The sequence below is a fragment of the Patulibacter ginsengiterrae genome (assembly GCF_056269115.1).
Genome location: NZ_JBWDOG010000002.1, coordinates 534,024 through 551,248, shown reverse-complemented (window position 1 = coordinate 551,248; position 17,225 = coordinate 534,024). Strand labels below are relative to the sequence as shown.

Genomic DNA, 17,225 nt, shown 5'->3' with positions numbered 1-17,225 from the left:
GGGCACGTCGTTGCTCTGCATCGGTCTCCTCGATGGGGTGGGTCGGTGGACGGGTCCGTCCGGAGGTCCACGCTAGGCCCGGGTCCGGGGCGCCGCCACGCACAGCTGTCGCAAGCGGCCCGGCCGGTCTGGCGCAGGTGCGGGGATCAGACGGCGAGCCGCAGTCCGTCGTGGTCGACGCTGCTCCAGCCGCCCGACAACCGGACGAGCTTGAGCCCGAGATGGAGGGTCAGGCGGACGCCGCCGTCGCTGAGGTCGACGTTCGCCATCTCCTCGATCCGGCGCAGCCGGTAGTAGAGGCTGCCGCGCGCGAGGAACAGCCGAGCGGCGGTCGCCTGGGCGTCGCCGCCGGTGTCGAGGTAGGCCTCGAGCGTCTCCAGCAGCATCGACGCGTTGGGCCGCGACATCAGCGCCTGGAGGCCGGACGGCAGCGCATCGCCGGCGTCGACGCGGCGCAGGAGCTGGAAGACGCCGAGGTCGTCCCAGGCGGCGATCGGCCCGGTCTCCGGCAGGCGGCCGGCGACGTGCGCCGCCCACAGCGCGCGCTCGTAGGAGGTCCGCGTCTCGGCCAGGGAGCCGACCACGGTCCCGATCCCGATCGTCGGGGTGTGACGGCCGGCCCAGGCCTGCGTCATGCAGCCGTGGAGCAGCGTTCCGAGCTCGGAGGCACGGCGGCGGAGTCCGGCGGCATCGTCGGACGGGACCAGGCAGACGGCCTGGTCGTCGAGCACGGTGTGGAGCGCCCGGCAGCCGGAGCTGGTCGCGAACTGCTGCGTGCCGATCCCGGCCGCGACCCGCGACGTGGCGGTCATCTCGCCGCGCCCGACGCCGACCACCAGCACCAGCACCTGCTGCTCCAGCCGCACGACGCCGGAGGCGACCAGCCGCGCGGCCGCGGCGTAGGACTCCGACGGCGCCGCGCAGACCAGCTGGCGCAGCGCCTCGTGCGGGGCGGCGTGACGCCGGCCGCTCCCGCGCTCCCGCTCGATCGCCCGCGCCGCGTCGTCGGCGAACCGGGCCAGCTGCGCCAGCTCGCCGGCGGCCGGCTCCTCGCCGGCGATCACCCAGAGGAACCCGAGCAACGTCCCCTGGTGGCGGATCGGCGCACACCAGCGGGGCGTCAGACCGACCGCCTCGCCGCCGAGGATCCGCATCGGCTCCTCCGCTTCGGTGATGCCCACGTCCTGGAGCCAGCGACTGACCTCGGGCCGGACCTCGCGTTCGAGGATGCAGTCGATACGGACCTCGTCGGCCTCGCCCTGTCGGTGGGCGCTGTAGGCCAGCGGGCGGAGGCTCGCATCGTCCATCAGCACGGGTTGGTGCAACGCGTCGCTCGTTCGTTCGACGATGTGCTGAAGCGCTCGCATCTGTTTAGCGATACTAAGCGCCTGGATCGATCGTCGTCAAGCAGACGCCAAAGTTCTCGTCGTACTGCTTCTCAGCGCTAAACTCGCGGCCTATGAGCGAACCACTGCGACGAGCGGTCGCCGACCCCGGCGCCGGAGAGCCGGCGCCCGACGCCGACCTCGACGCGACCCGGATCAGCATCGGACGCCGGATCGCCGGGCTGCGCGAGAGCAGCGGCCTGAGCGTGCGGGCGCTGGGGGACGCGGCCAGCGTCACGGGCGGCTTCATCTCCCAGGTCGAGAACGGCCGCGTGATGCCGTCGGTCGCGTCGCTGCTGCGGATCGCGAGCGCGCTCGGCGTCCAGGTCAGCGACCTGTTCGACAAGCCCGAGGCCCAGGGCGAGGTCCGGCACCCGGGCGAGCGGACCGTCTATCGCTACGCGGAGCACGGGGTCCACGACGAGGTGCTCTCGGACGACCCGAGCGACGAGGTCGAGGTGCTCCGGACCAGGATCGAGCCGGACGGCGGAACCGGCGAGGGCGTCTACACCCACGGCACCCGCGTCGAGGTCGTCTACGTGCTCTCCGGCGAGCTGCTGCTCGGTCTCGGCGACGATCGGGTGCCGCTGGCCGCCGGGGACAGCATCACCTTCTCGGGGGAGCGCCCGCACGGCGTCTGGAACCGGGGGACGGTCGCCGCGGAGGCGATCTGGGTGACCGCCCCAGCCCGCTACTGACGCGCGGATCCGGGTTCGCACATTCGCGCCAGACGCTGGGGGCGGACTTGGACATTCGAGCGTGGAGGCCCCCGAGGAGCGCATCTACGGTGAAGGCGTGGACTCCACCGCAGCTCTCCCGTCCGTCGTCGACGTCCTGATGCACGGGCGGCCCGCGACGACGGCCGCCTACGTGGTCCGGGGCAGCGGCGGGACGGCCCTGATCGACACGGGACCGGCCGCCTCGCTGCCCGCGACCCGGGCGGCGTTGGCGCGGCTCGGCGTCACGCGGCTCGACTGGATCGTCCTGACCCACGTGCACCTCGATCACGCCGGGGCCTGCGGTGCGCTCGCGGCGGAGTTCCCCGACGCGCAGGTCGCCGTCCATCCCCGTGGGGCCCGCCACGTCGTCGATCCCTCCAGGCTCTGGCAGGGGGTCAGCGCGGTCTACGGCGATCGCACCGAGGCTCTCTGGGGCCGGCCGCTGCCCGTCCCCGCCTCACGCGTCCACGCGATCGCGAGCGGCGACGGGATCGATCTCGGCGATCGTCGGTTGCGGGCGCTGGCGACCCCTGGCCACGCGCGCCACCACCACGCCTGGATCGAGGAGTCCGGCGGCGACGCGTTCGTCGGCGACGCGGTCGGGATGCAGGTGGGAGGCGACGAGCTGTGGCGTGCGACCACGCCTCCGGCCGACTTCGACCTCGAGCTCGCGCTGACCTCGATCGAGGCCCTGCGGGCGAGCGGCAGCCGCCGGCTCTGGCTCGGGCACTTCGGCCTGGCGACCCACGACGGCGGCGCGACCGCGGTCGACGCGATCCTGGATCGCGGCGGCGAGACCCTGCGCGCCTGGACCGCGGCGATCGACGCCCTCCGTCGCGGGGACGTCGTCGAGCCGGAGCTGACCGAGCGGGTCCGCGAGTGGCTCCGCCAGCACGAACGGAGCTGGCCGGCGACCGCATCCGCGGCACTCGACGCGACCAGCGATCCGGCCGTCGACGTCGCCGGCGTCGTGAGCTGGCTCGCCACCCGGCCCGCGCCCGAGGTCGGCCCCGGCGGCCGCACCGCAGTCCCCGCTTCCTGCTCCTGAGAACCACACCGATGGCCGGGTGACCCGGCCGGACGAGGATCCCCATGCGAACGACCTATGAGCCCGCGGTCCTGACCGCGGCGATCACCGGTGGCGACGTGCTGCCGAGCCAGAGCCCGCACATCCCCTGCGGCGCCGACCAGATCGTCGAGGAGGCGGTGGCCGCGGCCGCGGCCGGCGCCACCTGCGTGCACCTCCACGGCCGGGAGGAGGACGGGCGCCCGTCCGGTCGGCCGGAGCTGCTGGCGGAGATCGCCGACGGGATCCGCGCCCGCTGCGACGTGGTCCTGAACTTCTCGACCGGCGGGACGCCCGGCATGGCCGAGCGCGACCGGTTGGCGGCGCTCGAGGCCGCCCGACCGGAGATCGCCACGCTCAACGTCGCGACGATGAGCTACGAGCTGTTCCCGACCCCGGGCCGCTCGCCGGAGGTCGCCAGCGACTGGGAGCGGGAGATCGTCGCCGCGGCCGGCGAGGGGAAGTTCGTCAACACCCTCTCGACGGTCCGACGGTTCGCCGCGGCCTTCCGGGAGCTGGGGGTGACGCCGGAGATCGAGGCCTACGACATGGGCCACATCGCGCTGGCGAAGTTCCTGCTCGACGAGGGCACGATCGAGGGGCCGATCCGGCTGCAGCTCGTGCTCGGCGTGTTCGGTGGCGTCGGCAACGGGCTCGACGACCTGTTCGCGATGGCCCAGGCGGCGGAGCGGCTGCTCGGCGACGACCTGGGAGCGCTCGGCGTCGCCGCGACCGGCTACCCGATGGAGTTCCGCTGCGCCGCGGCCGGGCTCGGCCGCGGCCTGGACTGCCGGGTCGGCCTGGAGGACAACCTGCGGCTGCGACGCAAGCAGCTGGCCGAGAGCAACGCCGAGCTCGTCGGCGCCGCCGTCACGCTCGCCGAGATCATCGGCCGGCCGATCGCGACGCCCGACCAGCTGCGCCGCGAGCTCGGACCGTGGCACGGCTGATCCGCCGCCGCGTCGACCGGGTCCGTGACCGGGTCGGCGCCCACGCCGACGGCGATCCGGTGATCGGCCCGAGCGCTTCCCACAGGTGTCCGAACCGGACCCCGGACTTCGGACGGTTGCCGCAGGTCGCGGCGGCCGACCGCGGTCAGACTGTCGGCAGCATTCGGTCGGCCACCCGGTGAGCCGCCGACAGCATCCGGTCCGCCGCCCGGCGGGCCGTCGACAGTACGCGGTCCGCCTTCGGCCGGCCGTCCACACTCCGCAACAGGGGACCGCTCATGCACGACGACGCTGACGCAGCGCCACCGACCTCCGCTGCCCGCTTCGGCGCCGCGATCGACCGCCGCACGGTCCTCAAGCGCGGTGCCGCGGCCGGGCTCCTGCTCGCCGCTCCCGCGTTCCTCGCGGCCTGCGGTGGGGGGAGCAGCGGCACGACCACCGCGAGCTCGACCAAGCCCGTCGCGACGACCGGCAAGGCCGGCGGACGCTTCCGCTTCGCGATCGCCTACGACTCCGCGGCCGGGACGTTCGATCCGGCCCGCGAGTCGGTCGACGCCGACGGGTGCCGGCGCACCAACACCTTCGACACGCTGATGGCGCTGCGGGGCGACCACACCCCCGAGCTGCGGCTGGCCGAGTCGATCGAGCCGAGCGCGGACTTCCGGACCTGGACGATCCGCCTGCGCGACGGCGTCGTCTTCCACGACGGCCGCAAGCTCTCCGCCGACGACCTGATCTACTCGCTCAAGCGGATCCTCGATCCGAAGACGGCGTCGGGCCGGGCCTCGTTCTACTCCGCCCTCAAGCCGAACCGGATTCGGAAGCTCGACCGGCTGACGGTCGAGCTGCGGCTCGACCGTCCCGACAGCGACATGCCGCTGGCGTTCGCGCTGACCGAGGTCGTCCAGGACGGCGCCACCGACGCGAGCTTCAAGACCAAGCCGATCGGGACCGGTCCGTTCAAGGTCGTCTCGGTCAACATGGGCCGCCAGATCGTCTGGGAGCGGTTCGCGGACTACTGGGGCCCCGACCAGCCGCTGATCGACCGGCTCGAGCTGACCGTGATCCCCGATCCCGGTGCCCGGCTCAACGCCCTCCTCAGCGGCCAGGTCGACGCGATCGAGCGGGTCGCCCCGGCCCAGTTCGGGCAGCTCGAGCGCAACCCGAACGTGCGCGCGATCGCCCGGCAGTCGAACTCGATCGTCCCGTTCACGACGCTCGGCTCGAAGGCACCGTTCGACCGCCCCGGAGTCCGTCAGGCGCTGCGCCTGATCGTCGACCGCAAGCAGCTCGTCGAGTCGGCGTTCTCCGGTCGCGGCAAGATCGCCAACGACCTCTACGGCCAGGGCCAGCCGCTCTTCGCGGCCGACCTGCCGCAGCGCGAGCAGGACCTCGACAAGGCGAAGGCGCTGCTGAAGAAGGCCGGGATCGGCCGGACCCCGATCACCCTGGTCACGTCCGACCTGACCCCGGGGATGCTCGAGGCGGCGACCGCGTTCGCCCAGCAAGCCAGCCAGGCCGGCCTGACGGTCAAGCTGCGCAAGCTCACGAGCGACTCGTACTTCGGCACCCAGTGGCCGTACCCGTTCGGGCAGTCGGCGTGGGGCGACATCGCCCTGCCGCAGTTCTTCCGGCTCGGCCTCGCGACCGGGGCCCCGTTCGCGGAGACCCAGCTGCCCGGCGCGGCCTGGCAGAAGCGCTACGTCGAATCCCAGCGGACCGACGATCCGGCCCGCAAGAAGGCGATCTACCACGACCTCCAGAGCGCGCTCTGGGAGGACGGCGGCTACGTCCAGTGGTCCGACTCCGAGTACCTCGACGCGACCTCGGCGAAGGTCAGCGGGATCTCCGACCGGCCGACCTACCCGCTCGGGGCGTACGACTTCCGGGCCGTGAGCGTGGCGTGACGGTCCTGCGCTGGGGCCGCTCGTCGCCGGCCAAGCACCATCTCGCGCGCTACGCGCTCCGGCGGGTCCTCGCCGGAGCGGTGATGCTCGGCGTGATCTCGGTCGTGGTCTTCGCGGCCACGTCGCTGCTGCCGGGCGACGCGGCGGTCGCCGCGCTCGGCAAGGGTGCGACCCCGGAGAACCTCGCCGAGGTCCGCCAGGAGCTGGGGGTCGACCGGCCCCCGGCCGAGCGCTACCTCAACTGGGCCGGCGATCTGACCCGCGGGGACCTCGGGACGTCGATCCAGAGCCGCCAGCCGGTCGCCGACGTGATCGGCGAGCGGCTGGGGAACAGCGCGATCCTCGCGCTGGTGACCGCGGCGCTGCTGGTCCCGCTGGCGCTGCTGCTCGGGGCGATCAGCGGGGCCCGGCCCCGCCGCCGCTTCGATCGGGTGGTGATGTCGACCTCGCTGGTGGCGATCGCGCTGCCGGAGTTCGTCGCCGGCAGCATCCTGATCTTCCTGCTCGCGCTCCAGCTCGGGCTGTTCCCGCCGGTCTCGCTGTACGCGGTCGGCCAGAACCCGCTGAGCGAGCCGAGCAAGCTCGTGCTCCCGATCCTGACCCTGCTGACGATCAGCCTGGCGCAGACGACCCGGCTGGTCCGGGCCGGGGTGATGGAGACGATGCGCGCGGAGTACGTCCAGATGGCGCGCCTCAAGGGCGTGCCCGAGAGCGCGGTCCTGCGCCGCCATGCCCTGCGCAACGCGCTGATCCCGGCGGTGCCGGTGATCGCGCTCGCGCTCCAGTACCTCGTCGGGGGGATCGTGGTGACCGAGATCGTCTTCAACTACCCGGGGATCGGCAGCGCCCTGATCCAGGCGGTCGCGACGCGCGACTTCCCGGTCGTCCAGGCCTGCGCGCTGTTCGTCGCCGTCGTCTACGTCGGCCTCAACATCGTCGCCGACCTGCTCGTCGTCTTCCTGACCCCGAAGCTGCGGACCCGCTGATGCTCCGTCTGTTCCGCAGTTCTCGCGTCGGCTGGACGATGGCGCTGGTCGTCCTGCTGGTGGCGCTGATCGGGCCGTTCGTCGCCCCGCACGACACCACGTCGATCTTCGGGCGGCCGTTCGCGGCCCCCGACGGCAACCACTGGCTCGGGCTCGACTACCTCGGCCACGACGTGCTGTCGCGGGTCCTGACCGGCGGCCGCAGCGTGGTCGTGGTCGGGGTCGCGGCGTCGCTGATCGCCTACGCGCTCGGAATCACGATCGGCCTGCTCGCCGGCTACCGGCAGGCGCTCTTCGACCCGCTGCTGATGCGGCCCGTCGACGTCCTGCAGGCGTTCCCGCCGGTGATCCTCGTGCTGCTGCTGGTCGCCGGAGCCGGGGCCAGCCAGCTGCTGCTGATCGGCGCGGTCGGGATCGTCTTCGTCCCGGGGATCGCCCGGCTGGTCCGGGCGGCCTCGCTCGAGGTCGCGTCGCGGCCGTTCGTTGAAGCGGCCGCCGCGCGCGGGGAGTCGACCTCCTACGTGATCCGGCGGGAGATCCTGCCGAACATCGTCGACGTGATCCTGGCCGACGTCGGGATCCGCTTCACCGGCGCGATCCTGCTCGCGGCGTCGATGAACTACCTCGGCCTCGGCCAGGCACCGCCCGCCGTCGACTGGGGCCTGATGGCCGCCGAGAACCGGATCGGGCTGCTGGAGAACCCCTGGCCGGTGCTGCTGCCCGTCGCGCTGATCGCGCTGATGTCCGTGGGCGGCAACCTGATCGCCGACGGGATCGTCCGCCGGCGCGGCGTCCAGCTGGACGTCAAGACCACGATCGAGACCGCAAAGGCCGCCCGATGAGCACGACCACCGACACCGGACCCGCCCTGCGGGTCGACGACGTCGTCCTGACCCTGAAGGGCTCGACCGCCCCGATCGTCGAGGGCGTGCAGCTGACCGTCCGGCCGGGCGAGCTGCTCGCCCTGGTCGGCGAGTCGGGGGCCGGCAAGACGACGCTCGCGCTGGAGGTGCTCGGGTATCGCCGCGAGGGCGTCGAGCGCGAGCGCGGCAGCGTCGTCGTCGACGGCCTGGAGATCACCGCGCTCGGGCCGACCGAGCTGCGCGCGGCCCGCGGTCGGCGGGTCAGCTACGTCCCGCAGAACCCGACCTCCGCCCTCAATCCGTCGCACCGCGTCGGCGACCAGATCGCGGAGGCCCGCGAGGTCCACGGGCTCGACGCCTCCGGGGACGTGGTGCCGGCGCTGTTCCGGCGCGTGGCGCTGCCCGACGACCGCGACTTCCGGCGACGGTTCCCGCACCAGCTCTCCGGCGGGCAGCAGCAGCGGGTCGCGATCGCGATGGCGCTCGCCTGCGATCCCGACGTGGTGGTCCTCGACGAGCCGACCACGGCGCTCGACGTCGTCACCCAGAAGCACGTGCTCGACCTGATCGTCAGCCTTAGGGACGACCGGGCGGCGGCGTTCCTCTACGTCACCCACGACCTCGCGGTGGTGGCGGAGGTCGCGACCCGGATCGCCGTGATGTACGCCGGGCGGATCGTCGAGTGCGCCGACCGCGACGAGGTCCTGTACGCGCCCCGTCACCCCTACACCCGCGCGCTGGTCGCCGCCGTCCCCCGGATGGACGTGACGACCAAGCTGACCGGGATCCCCGGGGTGGCCCCGACCCTGCGCGAGCGACCGGCCGGCTGCGGCTTCGCGCCACGCTGCCCCTGCGTCGAGGACCGCTGCACGGTCGCGCCGCCGCCGCTGGAGACCGTCGCGGTCGGGCACGAGGTGCGCTGCCTGCGCTGGGCGGACCTCCCGCCGCGGGTCGCCGACGCTCCGCGCGTGCCGCGTTCGCAGCCGACCGGCGATCCCGTCCTCCGCGTGGAGGCCCTCGAGGCGGGGTACCGCGACGTCCAGATCCTCGGCGGCGTCTCGCTCGAGGTCTGGCCGGGGGAGTGCCTGGCCGTGGTCGGCGAGAGCGGCAGCGGCAAGACGACCCTCGCCCGCTGCCTGCTCGGGCTGCACGCGCCGTCGGCCGGCCGGATCGTGCTCGGCGACCAGCCGCTGCCGCGGCGCGCGGCGCGGCGGACGGGCGAGCAACGGCGACGGGTCCAGATCGTCTTCCAGAACCCCGATGCGTCGCTCAACCCCCGGACGACCGTCGGCGACGCCGTCGCCCGGCCCTGCCGGCAGCTCCAGGGGATGGACCGGCTGGCGGCGCGGGCCGAGGCCGAGCGGCTGCTCGAGCTGGTGCGCCTGCCGCGGCAGCTCGCGACGCGGTATCCGTCGCAGCTGTCCGGGGGAGAGCGCCAGCGGGTCTCGATCGCCCGAGCGCTGGCCGCAGGCCCGGAGCTGCTGGTCTGCGACGAGGTGACCTCGGCGCTCGACGTGTCCGTCCAGGCGGCGGTCGTCGAGCTGCTCGAGGACCTGCGCCGCGAGATCGGCCTGGCGATCGTCTTCATCACCCACGATCTCGCGCTCGTCAGCGCGATCGCCGACCGGGTGGTCGTGCTCGAGCGCGGCAGCGTCCGCGAGTCCGGCACGACCGCCCAGGTGCTGGGTGCTCCGCAGCACGACTACACCCGCACGCTGCTGGGTGCGGCGCCGCGGCTGGGTCCGCGGGCGGTCGCCGCACCGGGCCAGGCCTGAGCCGGCGCTGCGTTCCGGCGACGGTCGCCCGGAACGCAGCGCCCCCCGCGGGTCAGACCGCGTAGCCGAGCCGCGCGAGCACGCGCAGCAGCCAGTGCCGCCGTCCGCGGCGTTCGCTGCGGTCGGCCGCCCGTGCGACCAGCCGCATCCCCAGCGAGAGCAGCGGCTGCGGCGGGTAACGGCGCAGCCCGGGACGGCCGTGCTGCCCGCCGGCGACGATCGGCAGCGACGAGTAGCTGCCGGTCCGTCGCGCGAGCAGGTCGAGCATCACGACCGCCCCGCCGCGACTGGCGGCCGCCCCGCCGGCGTAGCCGTGGACGTAGGCCACGCGGCCGTCGTGGGTGGTGCCGAAGAACGGCGCGGCGCGGCTGCCGGTGTCGACGACCCCGCCCCAGCGGTGGCTGAACCCGACCGCGGCCAGCGACGGGAAGCGGGCCCGGAAGTCGCCCGCCATCCGCGCGTAGGTCTCGAGGTTGCCGGCCATCTCGTCGTGGGCGACGCCCTTCCGCTGGAGCGCGGCGTCGCCGAAGCCCCAGAGGATCCGGTCGTCGGCGGTCAGGCGGTAGTAGTAATAGTGCGCGTCGAGGTCGATCACGCACTGACGTCCGTCCCAGCCGATCGAGGCGAGCTGCTCGCGACGCAGCGGCTCGGTCATCAGGATCCGCGAGGAGACGAGGATCCGCCACGGCTCGACGCGGCGCGGGACCAGCGACGGCGCGGCGTAGGTCGCGAGCACGACCTGGCGGGCGCGGACGCGGCCGCGCGGGGTCACGGCGGTGAGCGCCTCGGGGCGGTCCTCGAGCGCGGAGACCGGCGTCTGCTCGTGGATCCGGACGCCGAGCTGCTCGCAGGCGCGGGCGAGGCCGCGGGCGAGCTTGGCCGGGTTCGCCATCGCCGAGCTGTCGGGCTGCTCGACGCCGCCGAGCAGGCCGACGCCGCGCAGTCGCTCGGCGAGCGCGTCGGCGTCGTGGAACGTCGAGCGTCGTCCGCTGGCGACAGCCGCGGCGTGGATCGCCCGCGCCCGCTCGACCTGGGCCGGCGTGGTCGCCGTCAGCAGCAGCCCGCGGTTCTCGTAGTCGCAGTCGATCGCGTAGCGCTCGATCGTGCGCTCGATCTCGGCCCGGTTGTCGGCGCCCATCGCCAGCAGCCCGGCCTCCTGCTCGGGGAAGCCGCTGAGCTTGCGCTCGTCGACGAACGAGCCCAGCAGCATGCCGCCGTTGCGCCCCGAGGCTCCGCCGGGGACGGTCATCCGCTCGAGCACCACGACGTCGCGGTCGGGGTCCTCCTGCTTGGCGAGGAGCGCGCTCCAGAGCCCGGTCAGGCCGCCGCCGACGACCAGCAGGTCGCAGTCGAGGTCGGCGGTCAGCGGTGGCCGGACGGGCGGAGCTTCCGGGACGTCGAGCCAGAAGGGGATCGGCTTGGCGTCGGTGATCGACGCGGGGATCTTGGTGCGGGTCATGCGCTCACGGGCTCTCCAGCGGGGGTGTCGACGAATCGACGGACGACGTTCGCGGTGATCCGCGCGATGTCGTTGTCGAACCCGTCGTGTTGCAGGCTTCCGCTCCAGGTCACCGAGCCGGCGGCGAAGGTCGCGCCGCCGTTCGGGAGGACGCGAAGGGCGATGTCGGAGACCGGGGCCCGGGGGACGAGCCGCTGGCCGTAGAGGCCGTCGTCGGCACAGCGGGCGAGCAGCACCGGTGCCGGCTGCTCCGGGCTCCAGGTCCAGGCGGTCACGGCGTCCATCTCGTAGCCGACGGCCGAGCCGAGGTTGGCGCCGTAGGCGCCGAGCGGATCGTCGGGGCCGACGCCCTCGAAGACCCATGCGTGCCGTGGGTCCGCGGCGGCGGGCCGGCGGACGAAGCCGCGCCGTCCGTCGCCGTCGGCGTGGCCGTTGGCGGAGAACTCGACGCCGACCAGCGCCCGCGGCGGGCGCTCGCTCTCGCACCAGGTGCCTCCGTCCTCGAGCGTCGTCTGGTGCTGGGACTCGCCCGCGCGGACCTTGAAGCTCGCGTCGACCTCGCCCTGGCCGCCCTTGCGGACCTCGATCAGGTGGGGTCGCGCGGGATCCAGCGAGGTGACCCAGTAGAAGCCGTTGCCCCCGAGGTAGACGATCCGGCCGCCGCCCGCGAGGTACGCGTCGAGCGCGTCGCGCATCGGTGCGGTCGTGTACTCCGGGTGCGGGCCGACGACGACGCAGCGGTAGCGGGCGAGCAGCGACGAGCCGCGGTCGTGGAGCGCCCGGTCGGCGAGCATCGCGTGCGGGAGGTCCAGCGCCTCGAGTCCGCCGACCAGCATCAGGTCGGCGGCGAGGGTGTGGGCGCCCCAGGGACGGGAGCCGTGCTCCGGCGCCCCGGAGCGGGTCGGACGGAGGCGGCTGCAGAGGTGCCGAGGGGTTCCGTCGTCGTGCAGGTCGTAGAGCGCCCCGACGCTGTCGACGGCGCCGTCGTCGGCCTGCTCGTGGGCCGGACGGTCGGAGGCGTAGGCCTGCCACGAGAGCGTCGGCGCCAGGTACGCGAGCCGCCGATCGGCGGTGCCGCCGACCACGACGAACGGCAGGCAGAGGGCGTCGTCGGCGGTGGTGATCCGTGCCAGATGGATGCCCGGCCGCGCGTCGTCGGGGACCTCGATCGTGGCCGTCACGGGCCAGTCGGCGTCGTCGAGGTCGTCGTCGTGCAGATGGATCGCGTCGTAGTCGCCGGGGCGGTCCTCGTAGCGTCGGCTGTCGCGGCCGGCCCAGGTCGGCCCGGCGACCGCCCGCAGCGGGGCGTTGTGGGCGCGGGCGTCGAAGCCGCCCGGCCCGAGGTCGCGCACCCGGACGGCGGAGACGTCGTCCTCGAGCGCCCAGGCGGCGAGCAGCCGCGGGTCGGAGCGGGCGGCGACGACGGCCCGCAGCTCGTCGGGCGCGACCGCCCGGTCGAGCGCGAGCGGGCGGGCCAGGCGACCGTTGAAGTGCCCGGCGGCGGAGCCCGTCGCGTCGAGCTGCGCGCCGAGCAGCAGATGACCCGCGGAACCGCAGGGGCGGCCGGCGTTCCCGACGCGGTCGACCTGGACCGGCTCGTCGCGATCGCGACCGGCCTGCAGCAGCGAGAGCGTGCCGGCGTCCGGGTCGTGGACGAGCGCGAGCAGCCGCCAGTCGTCGAGCGCGAGCGGTTGCCGGCCCGAGCACCAGCGGGCGCGGATCCCGTCGTGGATCATCGCGCTGACGACGCCGGCCGCCGAGACGAACAGCCCCCACGAGGGTGCGCCCGCCTCGCCCGCCGCGGCGATCGCGTGCCAGCCGCCGCGCAGCAGGGTCGGGCGGCACCAGACGGCGAACGTGAAGGCGCCCGCGCAGGTCGGCGCCGGCGTGACCTCCAGGTACGAGCCCGACCGCAGGCCGCGCGGCTCCAGCGCGACGGCGTCGGGCGGACCCCAGGCCAGCGCCTGCTCGCCGAAGCCGGGGCCCGGCCGGGAGCTTGCCTCGGGGGCTCCGGCGCGGAGCACGCGCAGCCGGGCCGGGCCGACCGGCCCCGAGGCCCGCACGACCAGCTGCTCGCCCGGGGCCAGCTCGTCCCGATCGAGGTAGCCGGTCAGCGGATGCTCGTGGAACGCCCCGAAGGCGGGAGGGCGACTCACGTGCGGCCCTCGGCACCGGCGGCGTTCGGCCAGCGGGTCGGAGGTGGAGTGGGGGCACGGGTCGTGGAGATGTCGCGACGCTAGCCGTGCCCGGTCGGTGGCTATAGGCACAGCTGTCGCACCCGGGAGCCCGATCTGGGACAGACGTGCGGAGCGGCGAGCGCCGCCGCCGGGCCGCCTTCCGGGACCCGCGCCGCCTCGCACAATCGTGCGGTGATCGGGCCGACGTTGTGACGGATGCCCGTAGGGGACGGCCCGCCACGAGCCTAGGTTCGAGGCATGAACGTTCAGCCGACGGCACCACCGACGCGACCCGGCGAGCGCCGATCGAGCAACCGGGCACCGCACCGGATCGGGGGCTGACCGCATGAGCGACACGACCCGCTCCGTGCGGCCCACGACCACGCGCTCGAAGGCGTCGTTCGAGCGCCTGACCCGGTCGATGCCGGGCGCGAACACCCGCACCGCGACGTACTTCGCGCCGTACCCGCTGACGCTGGACCGCGGCGACGGGGCGTTGATCTGGGACCTCGACGGCAACCGCCTGATCGACCTGGTCAACAACTACACCTCGCTCGTGCACGGCCACGCGGAGCCGACGATCACCGCGGCGATCACGCGGGCGGCCGAGCGCGGGATGATCTTCCCGTCGCCGATCGAGGACCAGGCGGAGCTGGCGGAGCGGCTCTGCTCCCGGATCGCCTCGATCGAGCAGCTGCGGTTCACCAACTCCGGGACCGAGGCGGCGATGCACGCGGTCCGCTGCGCGCGCGTGACCACCGGCCGGACGACGATCGTCAAGGCCAGCCACGGCTACCACGGCTCGTGGGACGGCACGCCCCCGACGCGTCCCGGTCCCGGCAGCGGCGTCCCGAGCGCCGTCGACGACACGATCCGCTGGGTCGAGTTCAACGACGCGGCCGGGCTGGAAGCGGTCATGCGCGAGCACGGCGACGAGGTCGCCGCGATCATCCTCGAGCCGATGCTCGGGGCAGGGGTGATCCCCGGGGAACGGGAGTTCTTCGTCACGGCGCGACGCGAGGCCGACCGCTGCGGCGCGCTCCTGATCCTCGACGAGGTCGTCACCCTGCGCCTGCGTCACGGGGGCTACCAGGGCGAGTTCGGGGTGACGCCCGACCTGACCCTGCTCGGCAAGCTGATCGGCGGCGGCCTGCCGATCGGCGCCTTCGGTGGCCGTGCCGACCTGATGGCGCTCTTCGACCCGCGGACCGAGTACGGCATCTCGCACCACGGGACGTTCAACGGCAACGGGCTCGCGATGGCCGCCGGGGTCGCCTCGGTCGACCTGCTCGACGCCGCGGCGATCGCCCGCAACAACGCCCTCGGCGCGCGGATGGCGGCGGGCCTGCGGGCCTCGGTCGCCCGCCACGGCGTGCCGGCGCACGTGACCGAGGACGGCTCGCTGGTCCAGGTCCACTTCGAGGTCGACGAGCGGCCGCGGACGGGAGCCGACCTCAACCCGGGGAGCCCGATGCTGGCCCGCTTCCACCTCGAGGCGCTGGCCGAAGGGGTCTACATCGCCCCGCGCGGCGAGCTCAACGTGACGACGGTGATGGACGAGTCGCTGGTCGACGAGGCGCTCGGGCGTCTCGACGCGGCGATGGCGCGCGCATGAGCGTGGTGAGGCCGGCCTCCGGCGACGGGCGGCCCGCCGGGCGCTCGGGCCCCCAGAACGCGATCGTCCACGGGCCGGCCGCATGAGCGTGCGCGAGCAACGCCGGGAGACCGCCGGGGCGGTCGAGCATCCGGATCCGGGGACGGAGTGGAGCACCCCGCTCCACCGGATGGCGGTCGCCCAGTTCGACCAGGCGGCGGCGGTCGTCGGCCTGGACGACGAGTCGCGGGTGCGGCTGGCCCAGCCGCGCCGGGCGCTGACCGTCAACTTCCCGGTCCGGATGGACGACGGCGACGTGCGGTCGTTCACCGGCTACCGCGTGCAGCACACGCTGACGATGGGCCCGACCAAGGGCGGCATCCGCTACGTGCCGGAGGCGTCGATGGGGGAGTGCGCGGCGCTGGCGATGTGGATGACCTGGAAGTGCGCGCTGCTGCGGCTCCCCTACGGCGGGGCCAAGGGCGCGGTCCGCTGCGATCCGGCGACGCTGTCGGTCGGTGAGCTCGAGCGGCTGACACGCCGCTTCGCGAGCGACCTGATCCCGGTGATCGGTCCCGACCGCGACATCCCGGCCCCGGACCTGGCGACCGGGGAGCGGGAGATGGCCTGGTTCATGGACACCTACTCCCAGCAGGTCGGCTACAGCGTGCCGGAGGTCGTGACCGGCAAGCCGGAGGCGATCGGCGGCATCGAGGCGCGAGCGGCCGCTACCGGCCTCGGGGTCGTCTACGCGGCGGAGGCGGTGCTCGAGGACCTGGGGCGCAGCATGGCGGGCCTGCGGGTCGTGATCCAGGGATTCGGGAACGTCGGCGCGGTGGTCGCCGCCGCGGTCGAGGAGCGCGGCGCGTCCGTGGTCGGCGTCGCCGACGCCGCGTGCGGGCTGGTCGACGTCGGCGGGCTGCCGGTCGCGCAACTGCGGAGCTGGGCCCAGCAGCACGGCACGCTCGACGGGTGCCCGGTCGGCGACCGGGTCGATCGCGACACGATCCTCGAGGTGCCCTGCGACCTGCTGATCCCGGCGGCGCTGGAGACGCAGATCACGGCCGCGAACGCCGAGCGGATCGACTGCGAGCTCGTCGTCGAAGCGGCCAACGGCCCGACCACGCAGGAGGCGGAGCAGATCCTGGCCCGCCGCGGGATCCGCGTGGTCCCGGACATCCTCGCCAACGCGGGGGGTGTCTCGGTCTCGTACTTCGAGTGGGTGCAGGGTCTCCAGCGGTACGCCTGGGAGACCCCGGACGTACACCGGCGCCTGCGGCACCTGATGCGCGACGCGACCGTCCGGGTGCTCGAGGCCGGTCGCGTCGGCGACCTCGACTGGCGGACGGCAGCGATGACCGTCGCGGTGGAGCGCGTCGCGGCGGCCGGCCGGGCGCGCGGGATCTATCCGTAGGGCCGCCCCGGCCGCGCAGTCCGCGGAGTCCGCGCCGGGCTTGTCGCGGCCGAGGACCCGGAAGCGCCGAGGCCGGTCGGCTGCGGCAGGGCGGTGGCTCACCGGAGCGGGGCGGACTGCGGCACGCCGCCCTTGAACCAGTAGACGATCGGTCCGTAGGTCGGCGGCTGCCCGTCGACCGGCGGCGCGGTCGGGCGGAACGCGAGCGCGACCGAGGCGGACTCGAGGTCGCCGCCGGCGTCGAGGGTCGCGACCTTGCCGCCGGCGGGCGCGGCGTAGAGCGAGGTCAGCGGTCCGCCCGACAGGCCGGTGGGGTAGGTCACGAGGGTCCAGGCCGCGGCGCCCGTCTCCGACAGCTGGAGGCTCGAGGGCGAGCCGTAGGACCCCGACGGCAGCTCCCAGGTCAGCCGGACCTTCCGCCGGCGGACGTCGACGATCCGGAGGAAGCCGCTGCATCCGGGCTCGGCGTTGCGCGGGCAGCCGTAGTGGGAGAACGCGACGTAGCGTCCGCTGGCGTTGAACGAGCTGATCGAGACGTCGGACATCTCCATCTCCCCGAGCTTGATCCGCTGGCGGGAGCCGCGACGGCAGGCGTAGTACCGCTCTCGATCCTGCGGCCCCTGCACGTAGACGACGACCTCGTCACTCGCCATCAGGGTCTGCTTGGCCGGTGGCGTGCAGCGTGCGGCCGCCGTCCCGTAGGGCGTCGCTCGTCGCTTGGCCGACGCGCCGTCGCTGGTCGCGGGGACGAGCAGCCCGAGCACGATCAGGCCGAGCCCGACGGCCTTCGCGAGGGGCCGGATCGACGGACCTGCGGGCGTCCCGGTTGGTCGTCGAGGGGAGCTGGCGAGGGGCACGGGGGCGAGCGTAGCCGTGTCTGCTGCGCGCACGATGCAGATGCATCTGCGGGACCGGCGGAGACCTCCCGGA

The 17,225-nt window shown here is 74.1% G+C and carries 13 protein-coding genes; 9 read left to right on the top strand and 4 right to left on the bottom strand.

What is annotated here, in order from left to right:
• Nucleotides 1-146: 146 nt before the first annotated feature.
• The gene (locus tag ACVUH9_RS05955) at nt 147-1,307 is read right to left on the bottom strand and encodes a PucR family transcriptional regulator (RefSeq protein WP_475754892.1); all 1,161 of its coding nucleotides are present in this window, start codon (nt 1,305-1,307) and stop codon (nt 147-149) included.
• Between the two features lie 152 nt (nt 1,308-1,459).
• On the opposite strand from ACVUH9_RS05955, the gene ACVUH9_RS05950 reads away from it, so the two are divergent.
• The 7 genes from ACVUH9_RS05950 to ACVUH9_RS05920 all read left to right on the top strand — a co-directional run bounded on the left by ACVUH9_RS05950 (nt 1,460) and on the right by ACVUH9_RS05920 (nt 9,651).
• Nucleotides 1,460-2,083: a helix-turn-helix domain-containing protein gene (locus tag ACVUH9_RS05950; protein WP_475754890.1), complete on the top strand. Its 624-nt coding sequence runs from the start codon at nt 1,460-1,462 to the stop codon at nt 2,081-2,083.
• Nucleotides 2,084-2,180: 97 nt separating this feature from the next.
• Nucleotides 2,181-3,152: an MBL fold metallo-hydrolase gene (locus ACVUH9_RS05945; RefSeq protein ID WP_475754888.1), complete on the top strand. Its 972-nt coding sequence runs from the start codon at nt 2,181-2,183 to the stop codon at nt 3,150-3,152.
• A gap of 44 nt (nt 3,153-3,196) precedes the next feature.
• Entirely contained in the window at nt 3,197-4,120 is a 924-nt protein-coding gene (locus ACVUH9_RS05940; RefSeq protein ID WP_475754886.1) for a beta-keto acid cleavage family enzyme, read from the top strand.
• Nucleotides 4,121-4,398: 278 nt separating this feature from the next.
• Complete coding sequence (locus tag ACVUH9_RS05935; RefSeq protein WP_475754884.1) at nt 4,399-6,027, top strand: ABC transporter substrate-binding protein; 1,629 nt, start codon at nt 4,399-4,401, stop codon at nt 6,025-6,027.
• On the top strand, nt 6,024-7,013 hold the full coding sequence (locus ACVUH9_RS05930; RefSeq protein WP_475754882.1) for an ABC transporter permease: 990 nt from the start codon (nt 6,024-6,026) through the stop codon (nt 7,011-7,013). Before ACVUH9_RS05935 ends, ACVUH9_RS05930 begins: the two co-directional genes overlap by 4 nt.
• Nucleotides 7,013-7,855 carry an ABC transporter permease gene (locus ACVUH9_RS05925; protein ID WP_475754880.1) on the top strand — a complete coding sequence of 281 codons (843 nt, stop codon included), beginning with the start codon at nt 7,013-7,015 and terminating at the stop codon, nt 7,853-7,855. Before ACVUH9_RS05930 ends, ACVUH9_RS05925 begins: the two co-directional genes overlap by 1 nt.
• Nucleotides 7,852-9,651 (top strand): ABC transporter ATP-binding protein, encoded by a 1,800-nt coding sequence (locus ACVUH9_RS05920; RefSeq protein WP_475754878.1) that lies wholly within the window; start codon nt 7,852-7,854, stop codon nt 9,649-9,651. Before ACVUH9_RS05925 ends, ACVUH9_RS05920 begins: the two co-directional genes overlap by 4 nt.
• Nucleotides 9,652-9,703: 52 nt before the next feature.
• Here the strand turns inward: ACVUH9_RS05920 and ACVUH9_RS05915 are convergent, their stop codons facing one another.
• Both ACVUH9_RS05915 and ACVUH9_RS05910 read right to left on the bottom strand, forming a co-directional pair.
• Entirely contained in the window at nt 9,704-11,110 is a 1,407-nt protein-coding gene (locus ACVUH9_RS05915; RefSeq protein WP_475754876.1) for an NAD(P)/FAD-dependent oxidoreductase, read from the bottom strand.
• A complete protein-coding gene (locus ACVUH9_RS05910) occupies nt 11,107-13,266 on the bottom strand; it encodes a N,N-dimethylformamidase beta subunit family domain-containing protein (protein WP_475754874.1) in 2,160 nt (719 codons plus the stop codon). Before ACVUH9_RS05910 ends, ACVUH9_RS05915 begins: the two co-directional genes overlap by 4 nt.
• Before the next feature lie 367 nt (nt 13,267-13,633).
• On the opposite strand from ACVUH9_RS05910, the gene ACVUH9_RS05905 reads away from it, so the two are divergent.
• A complete protein-coding gene (locus ACVUH9_RS05905; RefSeq protein WP_475754872.1) occupies nt 13,634-14,902 on the top strand; it encodes an aspartate aminotransferase family protein in 1,269 nt (422 codons plus the stop codon).
• 82 nt (nt 14,903-14,984) lie between these two features.
• Nucleotides 14,985-16,295 carry a Glu/Leu/Phe/Val family dehydrogenase gene (locus ACVUH9_RS05900; RefSeq protein ID WP_475754870.1) on the top strand — a complete coding sequence of 437 codons (1,311 nt, stop codon included), beginning with the start codon at nt 14,985-14,987 and terminating at the stop codon, nt 16,293-16,295.
• Nucleotides 16,296-16,393: 98 nt separating this feature from the next.
• On the opposite strand, the gene ACVUH9_RS05895 is transcribed toward ACVUH9_RS05900, so the two are convergent.
• Nucleotides 16,394-17,152, bottom strand: a complete 759-nt coding sequence (locus ACVUH9_RS05895) for a hypothetical protein (protein WP_475754868.1) — start codon at nt 17,150-17,152, stop codon at nt 16,394-16,396.
• Between the last annotated feature and the right edge of the window lie 73 nt (nt 17,153-17,225).